This is a genomic window from Clostridium putrefaciens (genome assembly GCF_900461105.1).
Classification (GTDB): domain Bacteria; phylum Bacillota; class Clostridia; order Clostridiales; family Clostridiaceae; genus Clostridium_L; species Clostridium_L putrefaciens.
Map to the genome: position 1 here is coordinate 2,424,508 of NZ_UFWZ01000001.1, position 17,993 is coordinate 2,442,500.

Here is a 17,993-nt window from a genome sequence, read left to right on the forward strand (position 1 = left end):
TTAACTATTACTTCCAACCTTTTATATTTTCTTTTTTTATTATTATTTCTTCTTTCGTTAGTTTCACGTCTTCTTTATTTTCAGATTTCAATGTTTCTAACTTTATTTTTTTAAAGGATTCCTCTATAACTTCCATTATAAGATCATCTTTTGGTATAAAAGGTAGGGTTATATGTTCTTCTCCAGACCGCATTTTATTATATTCTATACTTGTGCTTATAGAATTTTCATTTCTAGCCCAGGCACGTCTAGCCACTCCTCCCATTACATCCCACGGCATAGCGCTTTTTATTATATTATCGATCCTAGTACTACCATCTAAAACTAATCCAAAGCCTCCATTAATTGACTTTCCAATTCCAACTCCCCCACCATTATGAAGGGCTACAAGACTCATCCCTCTAGCAGCATTCCCAGCATAAGATTGAATAGCCATATCTGCCATTATGTTACTTCCATCTTTTATATTAGATGTCTCTCTAAATGGTGAATCTGTTCCACTTACATCATGATGATCCCTTCCTAGCATTATAGGGCCAACTTCTCCCTTTCTAACCATCTCATTAAACTTTAATGCAATGTTAGTCCTTCCCATGGCATCTTGATATAATATTCTAGCTTCTGTTCCAACTACAAGCTGATTCTTTTCTGCATCTTTTATCCACATATAATTATCTCTATCTTGGGCTCTTCTATTTGGATCAATACAATCCATGGCAGCCTTATCAGTTTTTATAAGGTCTTTGTGATCACCACTTAAACATACCCATCTAAATGGTCCATATCCATAGTCAAATAATTCAGGTCCCATTATATCTTCTACGTAAGATGGAAATATAAATCCATCCTTTTCATCTACACCATTTTTAACTATTTCCTTAACCCCTGCATCATAAATAGCTTTCATAAAGGAATTACCGTAGTCAAAGAAATATGTTCCTCTATCCACTAAAATCTTTATAAATTCAAAATGTCTTCTAAGACTAGAATCCACTAAAGTATTAAACTTCTTTCTATCTTCTCTTAGTAGTTTTGTTCTTTCATCAAAGCTTACTCCTTGAGGACAATATCCCCCTTCATAAGCCGCATGACAAGAAGTCTGATCTGATAATAATTCTATATGAAAATGATTTTCTACAGCATACTGTAATAAGTCTACTATATTTCCATGATAAGCAATGGATATAGGCTCTTTTTTATCCATATATTCTTTAGCTACATCAAATACGTCCTTCAAATCTGAAGATACCCTGCTTACCCATCCTTGTTTAAACCTAGTTTGTATTCTAGAATAATCCACCTCTGCAATTATTCCTACTCCTCCAGATATTTCTATAGCCTTTGGTTGTGCACCACTCATGCCACCAAGTCCTGAAGAAACAAATATATGACCTCTTAAATCTTCATCTTGTCCTACTCCTAGTTTTTGTCTTCCTGCATTTAATATAGTGTTAAATGTTCCATGTACTATTCCTTGAGGTCCTATATACATCCAACCACCAGCAGTCATTTGACCATAATTTGCAACTCCCATTTGCATAGCATAATGCCAGTCTTCGTTATTATCAAACATCCCTACCATTAAAGCATTAGTTATTATAACCCTTGGCGCTTCTGGCTTTGATTTGAAAAGACCTAACGGATGTCCAGACTCTATAACTAAAGTTTGATTTTCTGTCATCTCTTCTAGGTATTTCATTATTAATCTATATTGCATCCAATTTTGACACACTTGTCCTGTCTCACCATAGGTTACAAGTTCATAAGGGTAAAGTGCTATATCCGAATCCAAGTTATTGTCTATCATAACTTGAAAAGCTTTACCTTCTATGCAATTCCCTTTATATTCATTTATAGGTTTACCGTATATTCTTGACTCCGGTCTATATCTATATCCATATATTCTTCCCCGAGTTCTGAGTTCCTCCATAAACTCTTTAGCCAAAGTTTTATGATACTTCTCTGGTATGTATCTTAATGCATTTTTTAAGGCTATCTGTGTTTGATTTTTTGTAAGTGTAAAGCCTCTATCTGGAGCTCGTCTTATACCTTCCTTAAATTCAATGGTCTTTGGAAGTTCATCATCTAATTTTATTGTCATAGCTTCTAAAATATCTACATTACTTATCATAGCAACCAACCCTTCTTAAATATTATAAATATTCTTAAGTATTGAAATATACTCATAATTACATTTTATATGTTAAATTCAGAATAATCCACACATTATTCAAAACTTAATATTTTTTCTTATATAAAAGATATTTTAATGTTTTATAAAAGAATTTAATATAATACATAGAAATTATTAATAAATCAATAAATTTTCAACAATAATTCAAGATCTTTTTTCTATACTACTAAAAATATAGCTCACTTAATAACCCTTATAACTACTTTTATATATATTATTAATAATTTATGACTAAAGTCATCTAAGCTATAAAATAAATATTACTTTAAGCATTTTACAATTGTTACAACTTGTAATAGAATTTATATATATAAACTTTGCAAAGGAGTGAATCTTTATGAAGAAAGGTAACTTTATCTTTGGTATTATATTGATACTTTTAGGATTGTCAGCCTTAATAAATAGAATATTTTTTATAGACATACTCAGTTTTAGAAATCTTTGGCCCCTGCTTCTTTTAATCCCCGGTATACTTTTCGAGGTGAAATACTTTGAAACACGAAAAGATCCAGGAACATTGGTTCCCGGAGGCATACTTACTACTTTAGGAACATTATTTTTAATAGAAAATGTTTCAAGCTTTCATATGAAAAAATATATATGGCCACTTTATCCACTTTCTGTAGCTATTGGCTTATTTCAATTATACTGGTTTGGAAATAGAGAAAAAGGACTTTTAATTCCTATTTTTATACTGACTACAGTTTCCGTTATGTCAATACTAAATCAAGTATTTAATAAGTTGTTTTATTGGATGGACTATAAACTTCTATTCCCAGTTATTTTAATTGGAATTGGACTATATGTACTATTTAACGAAATAAAAAGATAGAGATAAAATCTCTATCTTTTTTCTTTTATAAGCCCTTTTCTATAGGCTAGAAGTAACATCTTTAAGTCTTTAATTTGCTTTTTTAATTCTTCACCTACATCTGTATCTGCTACAGTCTTTCTTTCTACATTTTGTTCTAAAACTACCATAGATGATAAAATATCAGTTTCTTCTATTATGGCATCTTCTGTAGATTTGAAGGGTTCGTGTGAAACTAGCTGAAGTCCAAATGAATTATATATTAATGTGTATCCTGCAATTCCAGTTTTCCTTTGGTATGCTCTTGAGAATCCACCATCTATAACTAACAGCTTTCCATTTGCCTTTATAGGACTTTCTCCATTTTTCTTTTGCACAGGCATATGACCATTTATTATATGAGAATTAACATTATCCATATCAAACTCTTCTAATATTCTATTGCAAGCATTTTCTTCATCTCTATATTTATAATAAGAATTTTTAGGTTCCTTATGAGCTTCCGCGTCCTCTATAAAATATCTTTCGAAGGTAGTCATCTTATCTTTTCCGAATAAAGGAGAAAAAGGGCCCGTCCATAAATACCATATTGTATCTAACCCATACCGCTTAGCTGTTGAATTACTCTTATAAAAGTATGCTTCCCTTGCTAATCTATCAAACTCATCTAAAAGAGCCTTCCCCTTAAATTCCTTATCTTTTAGCATAACCTTAGTAAAGCTTCCATCTTCATTTAGTGGAATACACCCATGAAAAAGTAAGTTAGAGTTATGTTTTAAATATATACTGCCTTTTGCGAAAAGAAATCTTACATGTTTTTGTAGCTTTTCACTATTTATAAAAGAAGACTTTAACTTTTCTACTAAGATATCCTCATCTTCCGTTAGTTTATAGGGATCTTTAGGATCTATAGTTGGAAAGTTGCTATCTGTCAATTTGTAAACCTTGCCATCTATTTCTATGATACCTTCTTCATAGTTTATGTTGTTTAATAATAGTCTGTCTCCCATATTAAACTCAGGCCTTTGTTCTATTATCTTCTTTTCTAATTTAAACTGAATTATAGCTATAGCTTTATGCATTTTTGATAGTAAATTTATTTCATTTAAACTATATCCTGTTTCACAATCAAAACGCGGCTTAAAGTATACACACTCATCATTTCTATAATGCTCTAATGCAAAAGTTGCAAGAGGTAGCATGTTTATTCCATATCCATCCTCTACAGTATCTAAATTTGCATATCTTGCTGAAATTCTAAGAACACTTGCTATACAAACTTCTGATCCAGCTGCTGCTCCCATCCACAGTATATCATGATTTCCCCACTGAATGTCCACTGCATGATAATCGATTAAGGTATCTAATATTATGTGTGCTCCAGGACCCCTATCAAATATATCACCTACAATATGAAGTCTATCTATAACTAGTCTTTGAATTAATTTTGATAGAGCTATAATAAACTCCTTTGCCCTATCAAGACATATTATTGTGTTGATTATTTCATTATAATATTCCTGTTTATCTACTCTACCGGGCTCTTCATGAAGTAATTCTTCTATTATATAAGAAAAATCTTTAGGTAGAGCTTTTCGAACTTTAGATCTTGTGTATTTTGATGATGCATATCTACAAATTTCTATAAGTCTATATAAAGTTATCCTATACCAATCATCTATATTTTCCTCTTCTTTTAAGATTATCTCTAATTTCTGTTCTGGATAATATATAAGTGAAGCTAAACTCTTTTTTTCTGATTCTCTTAATGAGTTTCCAAATATGTCATCTATTTTTCTTTTTATAACTCCTGAACCATTTCTTAACACATGCAAAAAGGGTTCATATTCTCCATGAATATCAGTTAAAAAATGTTCTGTTCCCTTTGGAAGATTTAATATTGCTTGTAAATTAATTATTTCAGTACTAGCTTTTGCAATTGTAGGATATTGATTTGCTAAAAGGTTTAAATATCTAAGATCATTTTTAACCTCGTTAGCTGAAGGTTCATACATAAATGCCATTTATACCCCTCCGCCTTAATATTAAAATATATAGTATATTACATATAAGTATTATACTATACTATTTGGTTACATTCTATAACCTTTATACTTATTATTAGTATAAAAAAATACTTCTTTTAAGAAGTATTCCTTTAAAATCATATTTTTTGTTTAGTTATTTGGTTTTACTACTCTTATATGCTGTTTTTCAACCCCTATATGAATCTCATTATTATTTAATATCTCTCCATCCATATTAATAGGAAAACTTTCTTTACCTTTAATAAGTATGCTTTCACATTTCAAAAATTCTACCTCTTCTATGTCTCCATGTCTACCTATTATTAGCTTTGGAAATAATCTAAATACTCGCCACATACTCATATTATTAACAATACATATATCTAAAAGCCCATCGGTAACTTTTGCATCTGGTGCGACTTTCATTCCTCCACCATAGTACTTTCCATTAGCTATAGCAATTAAAAGAATCTTTCTTTTAATAGTAACTCCATCTATAATTATATCCACATCTATCCCTTTAAATTTATACATAGTTAGAAATATACTAAAAAGATAAGCTAACTTTCCACTTACAAAAGGCTTTCGCTTTAAGTATCTTGCATTTTGTGTGACAGCAGCATCAAACCCTACGGAAGATATATTAATAAAATACTTCTTGTTAATTTTTCCGAGATCTATAAATTCTTCCGTGCCTTCAATGGTTCTTCTAAGTATATCTTTATTATTCCCACCTTCCATAATGCTTTTTATGAAATCATTTCCTGTTCCAGCTGGAATAACTGCAAGACTACTATTGCTACCTATAATACCATTTAAAACCTCATTTAATGTTCCATCTCCACCTATAGAATATACTCTATAATCATTTCTATCCACATATTCTCTCACTAAACTCGTGGCATGTCCTTCCCTTTCAGTTGTTTCTATAAAATAATCTTCCTTATCTTTAAAATACTCTTTTATTTCTTTGATAAAGGTAACAGCTTTTCCCTTACCAGCCTTAGGATTTATTATGAATAAATGTTTCATCGATTTTCCCCTTTAAGTTAAGTTTAGAATCTTCATTATAATATATAATATTATGTTAGGTCTATTGTAATATAAATTATAGTATATAAGAAGGACTTTTAAAAAAGCTTCTCAATATAATATTGAGAAGCTTTAAACTATAATCCTAATTTCAAATATAAGAGTATATAATTTTATAATTTGTTTTACCATAAAAGTCTATCTTTCTACAACTTTATGGTATTATCAGCCTTATTCATGGTCTCTACAATTGTATACATATTGGATATATCTCCTATAAGCAAATGATCTTTTAGATTATAAAAATCAAGGCATGTACCACAACTAGTTATATTTACGCCCTTACTTTTTAGTTCATCTAAACTATCTATAACGCTAGAATCTTTTGTAGTAAGTTTAACTCCAGAATTTAAGAATATAATATCTGATGGCATATCATCACTTTCAGACAAAGCATACATATAGCTTTTCATGAGGTTTGCACCTAAAACTTCATCTCCTTCTCCAAGTTTATCCGTACCTACAACTATTACTAACCTTTTATGAAACTCCATGATTTCACAATTACACTCTTCTTTAGTTATACTTATACTAAATAACCCTTCTGAATCTATTACCTCATATTTATATCCATTACTTTGTGCAAATTTACATATATTGTTTTTTGCAACTTCGTTATCTACTATTATTAAAGCTTTGCCTTCCTTTATAGAATCAAAATATCTTTTAGTATTTATAACAGGCTGTGGACATTTAAGCCCTTTACAATCAATTGTATGTATCACATTAATTCACCTCTTATTTTAATAGTTTAAAACATAGCTTTATTATAACATCAATAATGAAATTACCTTATTTGTTTTTTAAATACCTTAAAGTAATACTATTTGTTTTTTAAATACCCTTATTTAAACCTGTTTGATAATATAATAAACCATATTAATATTGTTTGTTTAACATTTACTAAATTAGTTTATTAAATATCTTTCCTTTTCCTTCACTTTATTTAAATTGTATCCTATAATTATATAGTTAGATACTTAATACTACATTACTATAATCCCAATATTATAATAAAAAGGATGGTTGATATGTTAAATATGAAAACACCAATGTCTCATAGTAAAGGTAGTGTACATAGAGGATTACTATTCTTTATTACATTATTTAGTATCACTTTTAAGTGTATTCTTTTTCTATCATTTATTAATAACAAAAATACATATAGTTTTAATTTAGCCTTAGGATTTAAATCTTCAATTTATTTTTTAAATTATTATTTAGCTTTTATACTACTTTTCATGTCTTTTTACTTTTTGTTTAAAAATAAAGGCCATATAAAATATCTTATATCTATAAATAGCTTTTTAACCCTATTTATATTAATGGATCTTTGGTATTTTAGAGGTTTTAATACGGTTCCATCACTTACCATAGTAAAACAGACTGCTAATTTAGATAATCTTTCTGGTAGTATCTTTTCTATGTTAAGCAAATATGACCTATTATTTATAGTAGATTTAGTTGTTTTAAGTTTATGGTCTTTAAAACATAAAGATATTTGTATAGGTGGAAGACGTCACCTAGGGCTTTTCTTTGGAACAATTATTATTACTGTTAGTTTTATATTTTATGTACCTTTTTCTACAGAGATATTAAAAAAGGATAATGATAAGAGCTATCTTTTTTCAATGTACGATGCCACTGACACTACTAGATATTTTTCTCCTATAGGATATCATATATTCAATGCTTATTCTGTATGGCAAAATTCAAAAACCTTAGAGCTTACTAGTGAGGATACAGCAGAAATAGATAAGTGGTACAAAGATAAATTTGAAGACATTCCAGATAACCAATACCAAGGACTTTTTAAAGATAAAAACTTAGTTTTAATTCAAGTTGAGTCTTTAGAAGACTTTGTTATAAACGAAAAGGTAGAAGGTAAAGAAATAACACCAAATTTAAATAAACTATTAAGTAATAGCATCTACTTTCCTAATATAAACGAGCAGGTTAATGAGGGTACAAGCTCTGATTCTGACTTAATGACGAATACATCTATTTATCCATTAAGGCAAGGTAGTACTTTTTTTAATTATCCTAATAATACTTATAACTCCTTACCATTACTTTTAGAAGAAATGGGTTATGAAACTTTAGCTATTCACCCTGACAAGGGAGCATTTTGGAATTGGATGGAAGGCCTTAAAGGCGTAGGTTTTAAAAAGTGTGTAGATTCCCATGACTTTGAAATAGATGAAGTTATCGGTCTTGGTCTTAGTGATGCTTCTTATTTCAGACAAATAGTTCCTATTCTTAAAAGTCAAAAGCAACCTTTTTATAGCTTTATGGTTACATTAACTAGTCACGGTCCTTTTGATTTACCTAAACAATATAAGGAATTAAATTTAAGTGAAGATATAGATAATAATGTACTTGGTGGATATTTTGAAAGTATACATTATACAGATAAGCAGATAGGATTGTTTTTACAAAACCTAGAAGCTGAAGGTCTACTAGATAATACCGTTGTAGCTATAACTGGTGATCACACCGGTGTTCATAAGTACTATAATGATCAAGTTCAAAAATTAAAGTCCCCAGACCCTAAGTGGCTTGTTGTGGACAATCATATCCCTTTTATAATATATGACAAGTCTCTTGAAGCTCCTCAAAAATTAGAAGTTACAGGTGGACAAATAGATCTTATGCCTACACTAGCTTACCTAATGGGTATAAATGAAATATCTTATAATTCTACGGTTATGGGAAGAAATCTTTTAAAGACAGAAAAGGATTATTCTATCCTTACAAATAAAGATTTTGTAGGAACCTCTTTAGATATGAAAGAACACTCTACTAAGGCGCTAGAAATATCTGATAAGATAATAAAAAGCAATTACTTTAAAAAGGATAACACTAATTAAAAAGTTATACTTATTAAAAAGACACCAAGAGTTTATTTGAACTCTTGGTGTCTTTTTAATTTCACATTTAAACTTTAAATAAGTTTAAATGTCCTTTAAACTAAAAATTAATTAATATTATTTCCCTGCTACAGATAATGATTTTATAACCACTGATGGATATCCAAAATTAGCTCCCATTGGTATATTAAATTCTAAATCTTCGCCTATATATTCTATATCTTTAAACAGTTCAAAGAAGTTTCCTGCTACTGTTATTTGCTCTATAGGCCCTACCTTTTTACCAGAGCCTATTGAAAATCCTTTAGCAGCTAATGAAAAGTCCCCAGTAATTGAGTTTGCACCAGCATGTGTTCCTTCAATTCCCCTATAGCGCAGGATGCTTTATATGCTGTTTCTAACATCCCCTTAAGACTTTTATCATTTGTGTAAGCATACACACTTTTAAATCCTTTAAATATCCTTATGCCTATACCAAACTCTCTTCCTGAAACAGCACTGTCTATGTTACCATTTATCATTCATATGTTATTATTTATACTATCTTCTACAAATATTTCAGAAAAATCTCCCCCTGTACTTAAAGCCTTTCCTAGAACTTTTTTAATTACGTTCTTTTCTAACACCTAATCACTTCCTAAAATTTTAATATGAAATAAAGAAGATATATTATATATGTACCTGCTTTTAATTTTACACCTTTATAAGAATATTCTAAGCCTCATTCTTTTATTACCCTTTATATATTGCTATCTAAATATCTTATCCCATTTATAAACAAATTCATCTAATGCCCATTCTGACATAATAACACTTTCTTCTTCATTTAATTTAACCTTTTTTAAAGGTCTTTCACTTAATTCACCATTTTTAATAGAATACACAAAAAGGCTACTCTTTGAAATAAGTATCGCTATATCATTATTTGGAGAAGTGTATGCATCTAAAGCTTCTGGCATTCTTTCTTTTATTTTATTCCAAGGGACTTTTAATTCATCATAAACTATAAGCTTTTTGGATGGTAATATTTTTATGTTATAGTCTAAAAACAATTCCTCATCTTTAGACTGTGGTCTAACTCTACCTTTAAACGCCCAATGACCATTTTTCCTAACCACAGTAAAGCTTTCTTCATTTAAATTAGTCTCTAACTTAGCTTTTAAGTCTTTATTAGATTCTATAACTGATTTAAATGACTTTTCTTGAACTACTTTTGCTTCCTGTCCTTCAATATCTACTATCTTTAAACCCTTTTCTTGTTGAATATTGTCTAGAGGTAAAACAACATATTCATCTGATACTATGGTATTATTTTTATCATTTTTAATAGATTCTAAAGCAATATAATCATTACTTATAAAATTGACATTTCTATAAACATTGTCATTAGCATCTTTAAAGTAGTCTCTAATATATTTATTTTCTTTATATCCATATGTCTTTACATAAACCGTTTCATTTTCATATCCATTAACTACATCCTTTTTTACACCAAGTTCCCAAAATCCTGATATTCTAGGAAAGATTATATTAGGTTTTTCCTTTACTCTAACCTCGTCTTTATCTGTACTTGAAATCCATAAAGTCCTATACTCACTCTCATTTATATTTCCATTTTCGGTTTGGTTTCTTTGACTTCTTAAACCAATCAATACTCCAGACCTTTTATTTTTATTAACATCTTGGATTTCTTCCCCTATGGTATTATTTGAGTATAATCCTCTAACATCTTTATCTACTAAATTACCTCTTTTACTTGCAAAGTAATATATTCCATCAGATGAAAACATCAACTTATTTTCATCATATTTTATATATTCATACAAAACCTTGCCATCTAAACTTGCAGATACAACCTCTAATTCATCTATATATATACCTAAGGCTTTAGGATTAATTTCACTATTATTCATGAAGTAATTATGTGTATTTACTCTTCTATATTTATACTTTACGTCTTGATACACATCCCCACCAACATATAAAAAATCACTATCTATTTGAATGTAGGTATTTAAGTATTTATTTAACTTATGATTTTTAACTTTTACTTGTCTTATAATTTTATAATCATCTATATACCACTTACCTTTAATCATTAAGTCTTTATTTTCAGGCGATATTATTTTTGAGGTGGATTTAAACTCAATAGGATTACATCCTGACAGAATAAACACTAATGAAAAAGACATTATTATAATATAAAACCTTCGCATCTTCCCCTCCTAAATCACCACTAAATAAGATACCATATACCTGATTTATATACCTATAGATATTTTATCTTTTAGTGGAAGTATAACCTTTACTACAGTTCCATTTCCTTCTTCACTTTCAATAATAAATTTACCTTCGTGAAGCTTTATTATCTCATCACAAATGGAAAGACCTATCCCATTTTGTGACTTACTACTCTTTCCCTTATAAAACTTTTCTTTTATTCTTGGTAAGTCCTTTTTACTTATACCGCTTCCTGTGTCTATAATTACAACATTTAACTCATCAGCTTTAGCATAGGCTTTTATAGTTACCTTTCCTTCCTTTGGCGTGAATTTAAGTGCATTATCTAATAAGTTTATAAAGACTTGCTTCATTCTGTTTACATCTAAATAAACTTTAGGTATGTTATCTTCTACTGATACTAGAAGATCTATGTGTTCTCTTTGTGCCCTTGGGCTCATATATCTATCGATATAACTTATGATATCAATGATATCTATACTTACCTTTTGAAGTGAAACCTTTCCCGATACGAACTTCGAAAAGTCTAATAACTCTTCTACCATTTCAGTAAGTCTATCACACTCTTTTTCAATTATGCTCAATCCATCTTTTATAACTTCTTTATCTTCTAAATCATATCCTAGGGTTACAGTCCATCCTTTTATTGATGTAAGAGGGGTTCTAAGTTCATGTGATACAGATGAAATAAATTCATTCTTAAGTTTATCCTTTTTTAATATTTCTTCTGCCATATAATTTAATGTATCAGATAATTTACCTATTTCATCATCTTTAACCTTAGTATTTCTTATATAGTAATTTCCTTCTGCCATCTTCTCTGCAGTTATAGTAAGTGCTCTCACCGGGTATATTATATTTTTAGCTGCAAACCAAGTTACTATTCCAGATATTATAAGCACAGCTGATCCTATAACTATAAATACAAGAGAAATAGAATATATTGAGCTCTCCACATCTTCCATAGATGATATAAATCTAATAACTCCAACAGTTTCGTCGTAAGATTTTAGGGGGTAAGACACTGCCATTACTTTATGATCATAATAATTAACATTTCCAACCCACTTTCCCTTTTCACCGCCAATAGCTTTTTTAACGTCTACGGACTTTATATATTCCTCTGAAGTAGCACCGAGTGAGTCCATTATAAGCTTACCATCAGTATTTAATATTTGTACTTGTGCATTAGTTTGTTTCCAAAATACATCTACATTATCAAGTATGTTATCTTCTAAAGTAGAGTTAGAAAAATAACTATTATAAAGATCTGCTGATACCATCACTTGATTTGTAATAATATCCTCAGTATTTTTATAAAAATATTGGCCAACAAAAGTAATAAGTGACACTTCTAAAATTGATATAGTAAATAAAATTATTATGAGTAATTTTAATATAAGTCTCACTCTAATACTTTGATCCCCTTTAAATATCCTCTTCATTATTCCACCTATACCCTGTTCCCCAAATGGTTTGTATATATTTAGGTTCTGACGGATCTTCTTCTATCTTAGTTCTTAATCTTCTTATGTTAACATCTACTATTTTTGGATCTCCAAAATATTCATATCCCCAAATGATATTTAATAACTCATCTCTAGTAAATGCCTTTCCAGGGCTTTCTATAAATAATTTAAATAATAAATATTCTTTAGGTGTAATATATATTTCTTTATCACCTTTATACAACTTTTGTGAATATAGATCTAATTTAAATCCATTTCTTTCAACAACTTCTTTATCTTTAAATACATCTTTACTTTCAATTCTTCTAATTATTGCCTTAACCCTAAGCATCAATTCTATTGGGTTAAAAGGTTTACTTAAATAATCATCAGCACCTTGTTCTAATCCCATTATCCTATCCATATCCTGATTTCTGGCTGTAAGCATAATTATGCCCATGTCAGGAAACCTATCTCTTAATTCCTTACACAATGTAAATCCATCTTTACCTGGTAACATCACATCTAAAACTGCAATATGAGGATTTTCTAACATTGCCTTTCTAAAACCTTCTTCTCCAGAACTTGCTTCGATAACCGTGAAATCATTTCTTCTAAAGTTTATTTTGAGAAAACCTCTTATACTATTTTCATCTTCCACAATCAATACCTTTTTGTCCATAATTACCTCTCTCCGTAATATAATAAAAGAGAAGTCTATTTCAACTTCTCTCTTATTATATCATAATTTATCTTTAATATTATGAAAATAATTAATATATAGTAATCTATTGTAATTTATAGTAACCTTGTAATTTAATTTACTTATTATTAATTTTTGTTTAAGATATCTAATTTAAAGTCCTAAATTCATATCCTTCCATCTTAAAATGTTGGATTATTTTTGTTAAGGCTTCAGCTGTAGTTTCTTTTCCATAGGTATCGTGCATAAGCATTACAACCTTGTCCTTATTTTTACTTGTATTTATAGCCTTTTCGATTAATTCTTCAGGTGTCCTCTTTTTGCTTTCTGCATCTCCATTTAATGCATTCCAATCCACAGGTACTATATTTTTTTCTTTTAGTTTTTCTAAAGCTACATCTTGTCCTTTCCAAGACATAAGTCCTCCTGGAAATCTTACAACTGTAGTTTCAAATGATTCTCCGATAACCTTTTTAATTAAAACATTATTCTTTTCAACATCTTCTAAAACCCTTGTCATATTAATATTTCTACTCGGATAAAGATATTTATAATCATGAGAATAGGTATGATTAGCAATAGCATGTCCATCATCATATTCTTGTTTTAGAACTTCTCCAGATTTTTCATTAATAGTAACACCATCTGAAGATAAACTTTTGCCTAATATAAAAAATGTAGCCTTTACATCTTCTTTTTTTAATATATCCAGTATTTTAGGTGTAACCGTTGTTGAAGGTCCATCATCAAAGGTTAAATAAATTATCTTTTTATCATCTTTAACTGCATTACCATTTATAGCATCCTTTGCCACAGTTGCAGAATCTATCTTGTCTTGACCCTTTATTGAAGTATTTTTGTATTGTAACTCTTTTTCTTCTATCTTTTCCTTATCCTTTTTAGATGTCTTTCCAGTATCAGGTGAGTTTGTTTCTTCTGATGCAGATACAGTTAAATCATTTTCACCATATTTGTTTATTATAAACTGGCCTATAATTATTCCAATTAATAATATTGATAAAACTAAAATACTAATGGCAAGATTTTTGTTCTTTAACTTTTTATGTTTTTTCATAGTAAACTTTTGATTCTTGTGATGTATATTTGACATATTTACACTCCCTAATCTTTGATCAAAATTCACTAAAATAAAGTCGAATTACTTTATAATTAGCAGATGCTTGTCTTCATATATAATAATAACTTTTTATTGTATATGATAGATTACAAAATAGTAAAAATTCTTTTATACTTTTACATAATCTTAATATATTTTGATAATAAAATTACAAAAAAAAAATAAAGAACCTTTAACTATTATAATTAAAAGTTCTTAAAGCCTTATATTAAATTATATAATTGGCTCCGTGAAGAGGATTCGAACCTCCAACCTATCGGTTAACAGCCGAGTGCTCCACCGTTGAGCTATCACGGAACATTATTTGTGGTAATCCCGAAGGATATACCCGGCGACGACTTACTCTCCCACAAGGCCTCCCTTGCAGTACCATCAGCGCTTTAGTGCTTAACCATCCTGTTCGGAATGGGAAGGGGTGTTACCACTAAGCCATAATCACCGGATCTTTGAAAGAACTTGTTCTTTCAAAACTGCATATGGTTTAAAATAATTTGGTCAAGCCCTCGACCTATTAGTATCAGTCAGCTTAATACATTACTGTACTTACACCTCTGACCTATCAACCTCGTGTTCTTCAAGGGGTCTTACTAGCCTTTGCTATGGGAAATCTAATCTTGAGGTGGGCTTCACGCTTAGATGCTTTCAGCGTTTATCCCGTCCCGACATAGCTACCCAGCAATGCCACTGGCGTGACAACTGGTACACCAGAGGTCAGTCCATCCCGGTCCTCTCGTACTAGGGACAGCTCCTCTCAAATTTCCTACGCCCGCGACGGATAGGGACCGAACTGTCTCACGACGTTCTGAACCCAGCTCGCGTGCCGCTTTAATGGGCGAACAGCCCAACCCTTGGGACCTACTTCAGCCCCAGGATGCGACGAGCCGACATCGAGGTGCCAAACCTCCCCGTCGATGTGGACTCTTGGGGGAGATCAGCCTGTTATCCCCGAGGTAGCTTTTATCCGTTGAGCGATGGCCCTCCCACGAGGTACCACCGGATCACTAAGTCCGACTTTCGTCCCTGCTCCACTTGTAGGTGTCGCAGTCAGGCTCCCTTCTGCCTTTGCACTCTTCGAACGATTTCCGACCGTTCTGAGGGAACCTTTGAGCGCCTCCGTTACTTTTTAGGAGGCGACCGCCCCAGTCAAACTGCCCACCTAACAATGTCCGGCACCCAGTTTCATGGGTATCCGTTAGAACCTCAGTACTGTCAGGGTGGTATCCCAAGGATGACTCCACTGAAGCTGACGCCCCAGTTTCTCAGTCTCCCACCTATCCTGTACAGACAATACCGAAATTCAATGCTAAGCTACAGTAAAGCTCTACGGGGTCTTTCCGTCCAATCGCGGGTAGCCAGCATCTTCACTGGCACTACAATTTCGCCGGATTTGCAGTTGAGACAGTGCCCAAGTCATTACGCCATTCGTGCGGGTCAGAACTTACCTGACAAGGAATTTCGCTACCTTAGGACCGTTATAGTTACGGCCGCCGTTTACTGGGGCTTAAGTTCATACCTTCGCTTACGCTAAGCATTCCCCTTAACCTTCCAGCACCGGGCAGGCGTCAGCCCCTATACTTCAGCTTTCGCTTTAGCAGAGACCTGTGTTTTTGCTAAACAGTTGCTTGGGCCTATTCTCTGCGGCCTACTTGCGTAGGCACCCCTTCTCCCGAAGTTACGGGGTCAATTTGCCGAGTTCCTTAACTGCAATTCTTCCGATGGTCTTAGGATTCTCTCCTCATCTACCTGTGTCGGTTTGCGGTACGGGCACTACTTTGCTCCCTAGAGGCTTTTCTTGGCAGCGTGGAATCAGATACTTCGGTCAAAATGACCTTCCCCATCACACCTCAGAATTGCCTGGACGGATTTTCCTATCCAGACTCCCTAAGTGCTTAGACTAGCATCCAATAGCTAGCACATCTTATCCTCCTGCGTCACCCCATTGGTAATAACGCTACATAGTGGTATCGGAATATCAACCGATTGTCCATCGCCTACGCCTTTCGGCCTCGGCTTAGGTCCCGACTAACCCTGGGCGGACGAACCTTCCCCAGGAAACCTTAGATTTTCGACCACTAGGATTCTCACCTAGTTCTCGCTACTTATGCCAACATTCTCACTCCTGTACCGTCCACCGCTCCTTTCGGTACGACTTCAGCCAGTACAGGACGCTCCTCTACCGCGTACATAAATGTACACCCATAGCTTCGGTGATAGATTTTAGCCCCGAACATCTTCGGCGCGGGATCTCTCGACTAGTGAGCTATTACGCACTCTTTTAATGAGTGGCTGCTTCTAAGCCAACATCCTAGTTGTCTTTGAAATCCCACATCCTTTTCCACTTAATCTATACTTTGGGACCTTAGCTGATGGTCTGGGCTGTTTCCCTTTTGACTACGGGCCTTATCACTCGCAGTCTGACTGCCGGACTAATAGTATGTGGCATTCGGAGTTTGATAGAGTTTGGTAACCTATACGGCCCCTAGCCCATTCAGTGCTCTACCTCCACTACTCACATCCGACGCTAGCCCTAAAGCTATTTCGAGGAGAACCAGCTATCTCCGGGTTCGATTGGAATTTCTCCGCTATCCACAGCTCATCCCATGGTTTTTCAACACCAATTTGGTTCGGTCCTCCACAGAATTTTACTTCTGCTTCAACCTGGCCATGGATAGGTCACCCGGTTTCGGGTCTACGACATGCAACTATTTGCCCTATTAAGACTCGGTTTCCCTTCGGCTCCGTACCTTAAGTACTTAACCTCGCTACATATCGTAACTCGTTGGCTCGTTCTACAAAAAGCACGTCATCACACACATAAGGTGCTTTGACCGGTTGTAGGCACACGGTTTCAGGTTCTATTTCACTCCCCTTCCGGGGTTCTTTTCACCTTTCCCTCACGGTACTTCTTCACTATCGGTCATCAAGTAGTATTTAGCCTTGGGAGGTGGTCCTCCCTGCTTCCCACAAGGTTTCACGTGTCTCGTGGTACTCTGGATCAGATCTTAGGCTTTATCCTTTCGTCTACGTGGCTATTACACGCTGTGGCTCAACTTTCCAGTTGTATTCGACTAAAATTACCGCCATATTAATGATCTGTCCGCAACCCCAGAAATAAATTTCTGGTTTGGGCTCTTTCCTTTTCGCTCGCCGCTACTCGGGAAATCGAATTTTCTTTCTCTTCCTCCAGGTACTTAGATGTTTCAGTTCCCTGGGTGTACCCTTATATACCTATTTATTCAGTATACAATACATGGGGTTTACCCATGTGAGTTTCCTCATTCGGAAATCTTCGGTTCACAGCCTATTTGCGGCTACCCGAAGCTTATCGCAGCTTATCGCGTCCTTCGTCGGCTCTTGATGCCAAGGCATTCGCCATGTGCCCTTTGTAGCTTGACCTTCGTTCGTTATAACCTTCGTACTACTTCGTTAGCTGCCTCAGTCTGGTGCTCATTTACGTTAGTAAATTCCG

The 17,993-nt window shown here is 32.7% G+C and carries 11 protein-coding genes, 1 tRNA gene, 2 rRNA genes and 1 pseudogene; 2 read left to right on the top strand and 13 right to left on the bottom strand.

What is annotated here, in order from left to right; genetic code table 11:
* Positions 1-7: 7 nt before the first annotated feature.
* Complete coding sequence (locus DY168_RS10920; protein WP_115641780.1) at positions 8-2,131, bottom strand: urocanate hydratase; 2,124 nt, start codon at positions 2,129-2,131, stop codon at positions 8-10.
* Positions 2,132-2,531: 400 nt separating this feature from the next.
* Here DY168_RS10920 and DY168_RS10925 point away from each other — a divergent pair, with 400 nt between their 5' ends.
* Positions 2,532-3,026 (top strand): LiaF transmembrane domain-containing protein, encoded by a 495-nt coding sequence (locus DY168_RS10925; protein ID WP_115641781.1) that lies wholly within the window; start codon positions 2,532-2,534, stop codon positions 3,024-3,026.
* Between the two features lie 11 nt (positions 3,027-3,037).
* Here DY168_RS10925 and DY168_RS10930 read toward each other — a convergent pair whose 3' ends face one another.
* The 3 genes from DY168_RS10930 to yedF all read right to left on the bottom strand — a co-directional run bounded on the left by DY168_RS10930 (position 3,038) and on the right by yedF (position 6,849).
* A complete protein-coding gene (locus DY168_RS10930) occupies positions 3,038-5,029 on the bottom strand; it encodes a fructose-1,6-bisphosphatase (protein WP_172556330.1) in 1,992 nt (663 codons plus the stop codon).
* A gap of 153 nt (positions 5,030-5,182) precedes the next feature.
* A complete protein-coding gene (locus DY168_RS10935) occupies positions 5,183-6,064 on the bottom strand; it encodes a diacylglycerol/lipid kinase family protein (RefSeq protein ID WP_115641782.1) in 882 nt (293 codons plus the stop codon).
* A gap of 206 nt (positions 6,065-6,270) precedes the next feature.
* Positions 6,271-6,849: a sulfurtransferase-like selenium metabolism protein YedF gene (gene yedF / locus DY168_RS10940; protein ID WP_115641783.1), complete on the bottom strand. Its 579-nt coding sequence runs from the start codon at positions 6,847-6,849 to the stop codon at positions 6,271-6,273.
* 297 nt (positions 6,850-7,146) lie between these two features.
* On the opposite strand from yedF, the gene DY168_RS10945 reads away from it, so the two are divergent.
* Complete coding sequence (locus DY168_RS10945; RefSeq protein WP_423237233.1) at positions 7,147-8,994, top strand: LTA synthase family protein; 1,848 nt, start codon at positions 7,147-7,149, stop codon at positions 8,992-8,994.
* 117 nt (positions 8,995-9,111) lie between these two features.
* On the opposite strand, the pseudogene DY168_RS15095 reads toward DY168_RS10945, so the two are convergent.
* The 9 genes and pseudogenes from DY168_RS15095 to DY168_RS10990 all read right to left on the bottom strand — a co-directional run.
* Positions 9,112-9,351, bottom strand: a pseudogene (locus tag DY168_RS15095) (metallopeptidase TldD-related protein); the annotation flags it as partial.
* On the bottom strand, positions 9,306-9,515 hold the full coding sequence (locus DY168_RS10955) for a PmbA/TldA family metallopeptidase (protein ID WP_115641785.1): 210 nt from the start codon (positions 9,513-9,515) through the stop codon (positions 9,306-9,308). The gene DY168_RS10955 and the pseudogene DY168_RS15095, both read right to left, overlap by 46 nt.
* Before the next feature lie 228 nt (positions 9,516-9,743).
* On the bottom strand, positions 9,744-11,210 hold the full coding sequence (locus DY168_RS10960) for a hypothetical protein (protein WP_115641786.1): 1,467 nt from the start codon (positions 11,208-11,210) through the stop codon (positions 9,744-9,746).
* 45 nt (positions 11,211-11,255) lie between these two features.
* Positions 11,256-12,680 (bottom strand): HAMP domain-containing sensor histidine kinase, encoded by a 1,425-nt coding sequence (locus DY168_RS10965; protein WP_115641787.1) that lies wholly within the window; start codon positions 12,678-12,680, stop codon positions 11,256-11,258.
* Positions 12,664-13,365 carry a response regulator transcription factor gene (locus DY168_RS10970; RefSeq protein ID WP_115641788.1) on the bottom strand — a complete coding sequence of 234 codons (702 nt, stop codon included), beginning with the start codon at positions 13,363-13,365 and terminating at the stop codon, positions 12,664-12,666. Before DY168_RS10970 ends, DY168_RS10965 begins: the two co-directional genes overlap by 17 nt.
* Positions 13,366-13,534: 169 nt before the next feature.
* Positions 13,535-14,497 carry a polysaccharide deacetylase family protein gene (locus tag DY168_RS10975; RefSeq protein WP_115641789.1) on the bottom strand — a complete coding sequence of 321 codons (963 nt, stop codon included), beginning with the start codon at positions 14,495-14,497 and terminating at the stop codon, positions 13,535-13,537.
* Positions 14,498-14,746: 249 nt separating this feature from the next.
* Positions 14,747-14,821, bottom strand: a tRNA-Asn gene (locus tag DY168_RS10980).
* 29 nt (positions 14,822-14,850) lie between these two features.
* Positions 14,851-14,967: ribosomal RNA gene (gene rrf / locus DY168_RS10985) — 5S ribosomal RNA — on the bottom strand.
* A gap of 48 nt (positions 14,968-15,015) precedes the next feature.
* Positions 15,016-17,920: ribosomal RNA gene (locus tag DY168_RS10990) — 23S ribosomal RNA — on the bottom strand.
* Positions 17,921-17,993: the final 73 nt, after the last annotated feature.

Excerpts from the sequence above, each read along its gene's own strand:
- DY168_RS10920 (WP_115641780.1), bottom strand. The coding sequence starts at position 2,131 with ATGATAAGTAATGTAGATATTTTAGAAGCTATGACAATAAAATTAGAT.
- DY168_RS10925 (WP_115641781.1), top strand. The coding sequence starts at position 2,532 with ATGAAGAAAGGTAACTTTATCTTTGGTATTATATTGATACTTTTAGGA.
- DY168_RS10930 (WP_172556330.1), bottom strand. The coding sequence starts at position 5,029 with ATGGCATTTATGTATGAACCTTCAGCTAACGAGGTTAAAAATGATCTT.
- DY168_RS10935 (WP_115641782.1), bottom strand. The coding sequence starts at position 6,064 with ATGAAACATTTATTCATAATAAATCCTAAGGCTGGTAAGGGAAAAGCT.
- DY168_RS10945 (WP_423237233.1), top strand. The coding sequence starts at position 7,147 with ATGGTTGATATGTTAAATATGAAAACACCAATGTCTCATAGTAAAGGT.
- DY168_RS10955 (WP_115641785.1), bottom strand. The coding sequence starts at position 9,515 with ATGATAAATGGTAACATAGACAGTGCTGTTTCAGGAAGAGAGTTTGGT.
- DY168_RS10960 (WP_115641786.1), bottom strand. The coding sequence starts at position 11,210 with ATGCGAAGGTTTTATATTATAATAATGTCTTTTTCATTAGTGTTTATT.
- DY168_RS10965 (WP_115641787.1), bottom strand. The coding sequence starts at position 12,680 with ATGAAGAGGATATTTAAAGGGGATCAAAGTATTAGAGTGAGACTTATA.
- DY168_RS10970 (WP_115641788.1), bottom strand. The coding sequence starts at position 13,365 with ATGGACAAAAAGGTATTGATTGTGGAAGATGAAAATAGTATAAGAGGT.
- DY168_RS10975 (WP_115641789.1), bottom strand. The coding sequence starts at position 14,497 with ATGTCAAATATACATCACAAGAATCAAAAGTTTACTATGAAAAAACAT.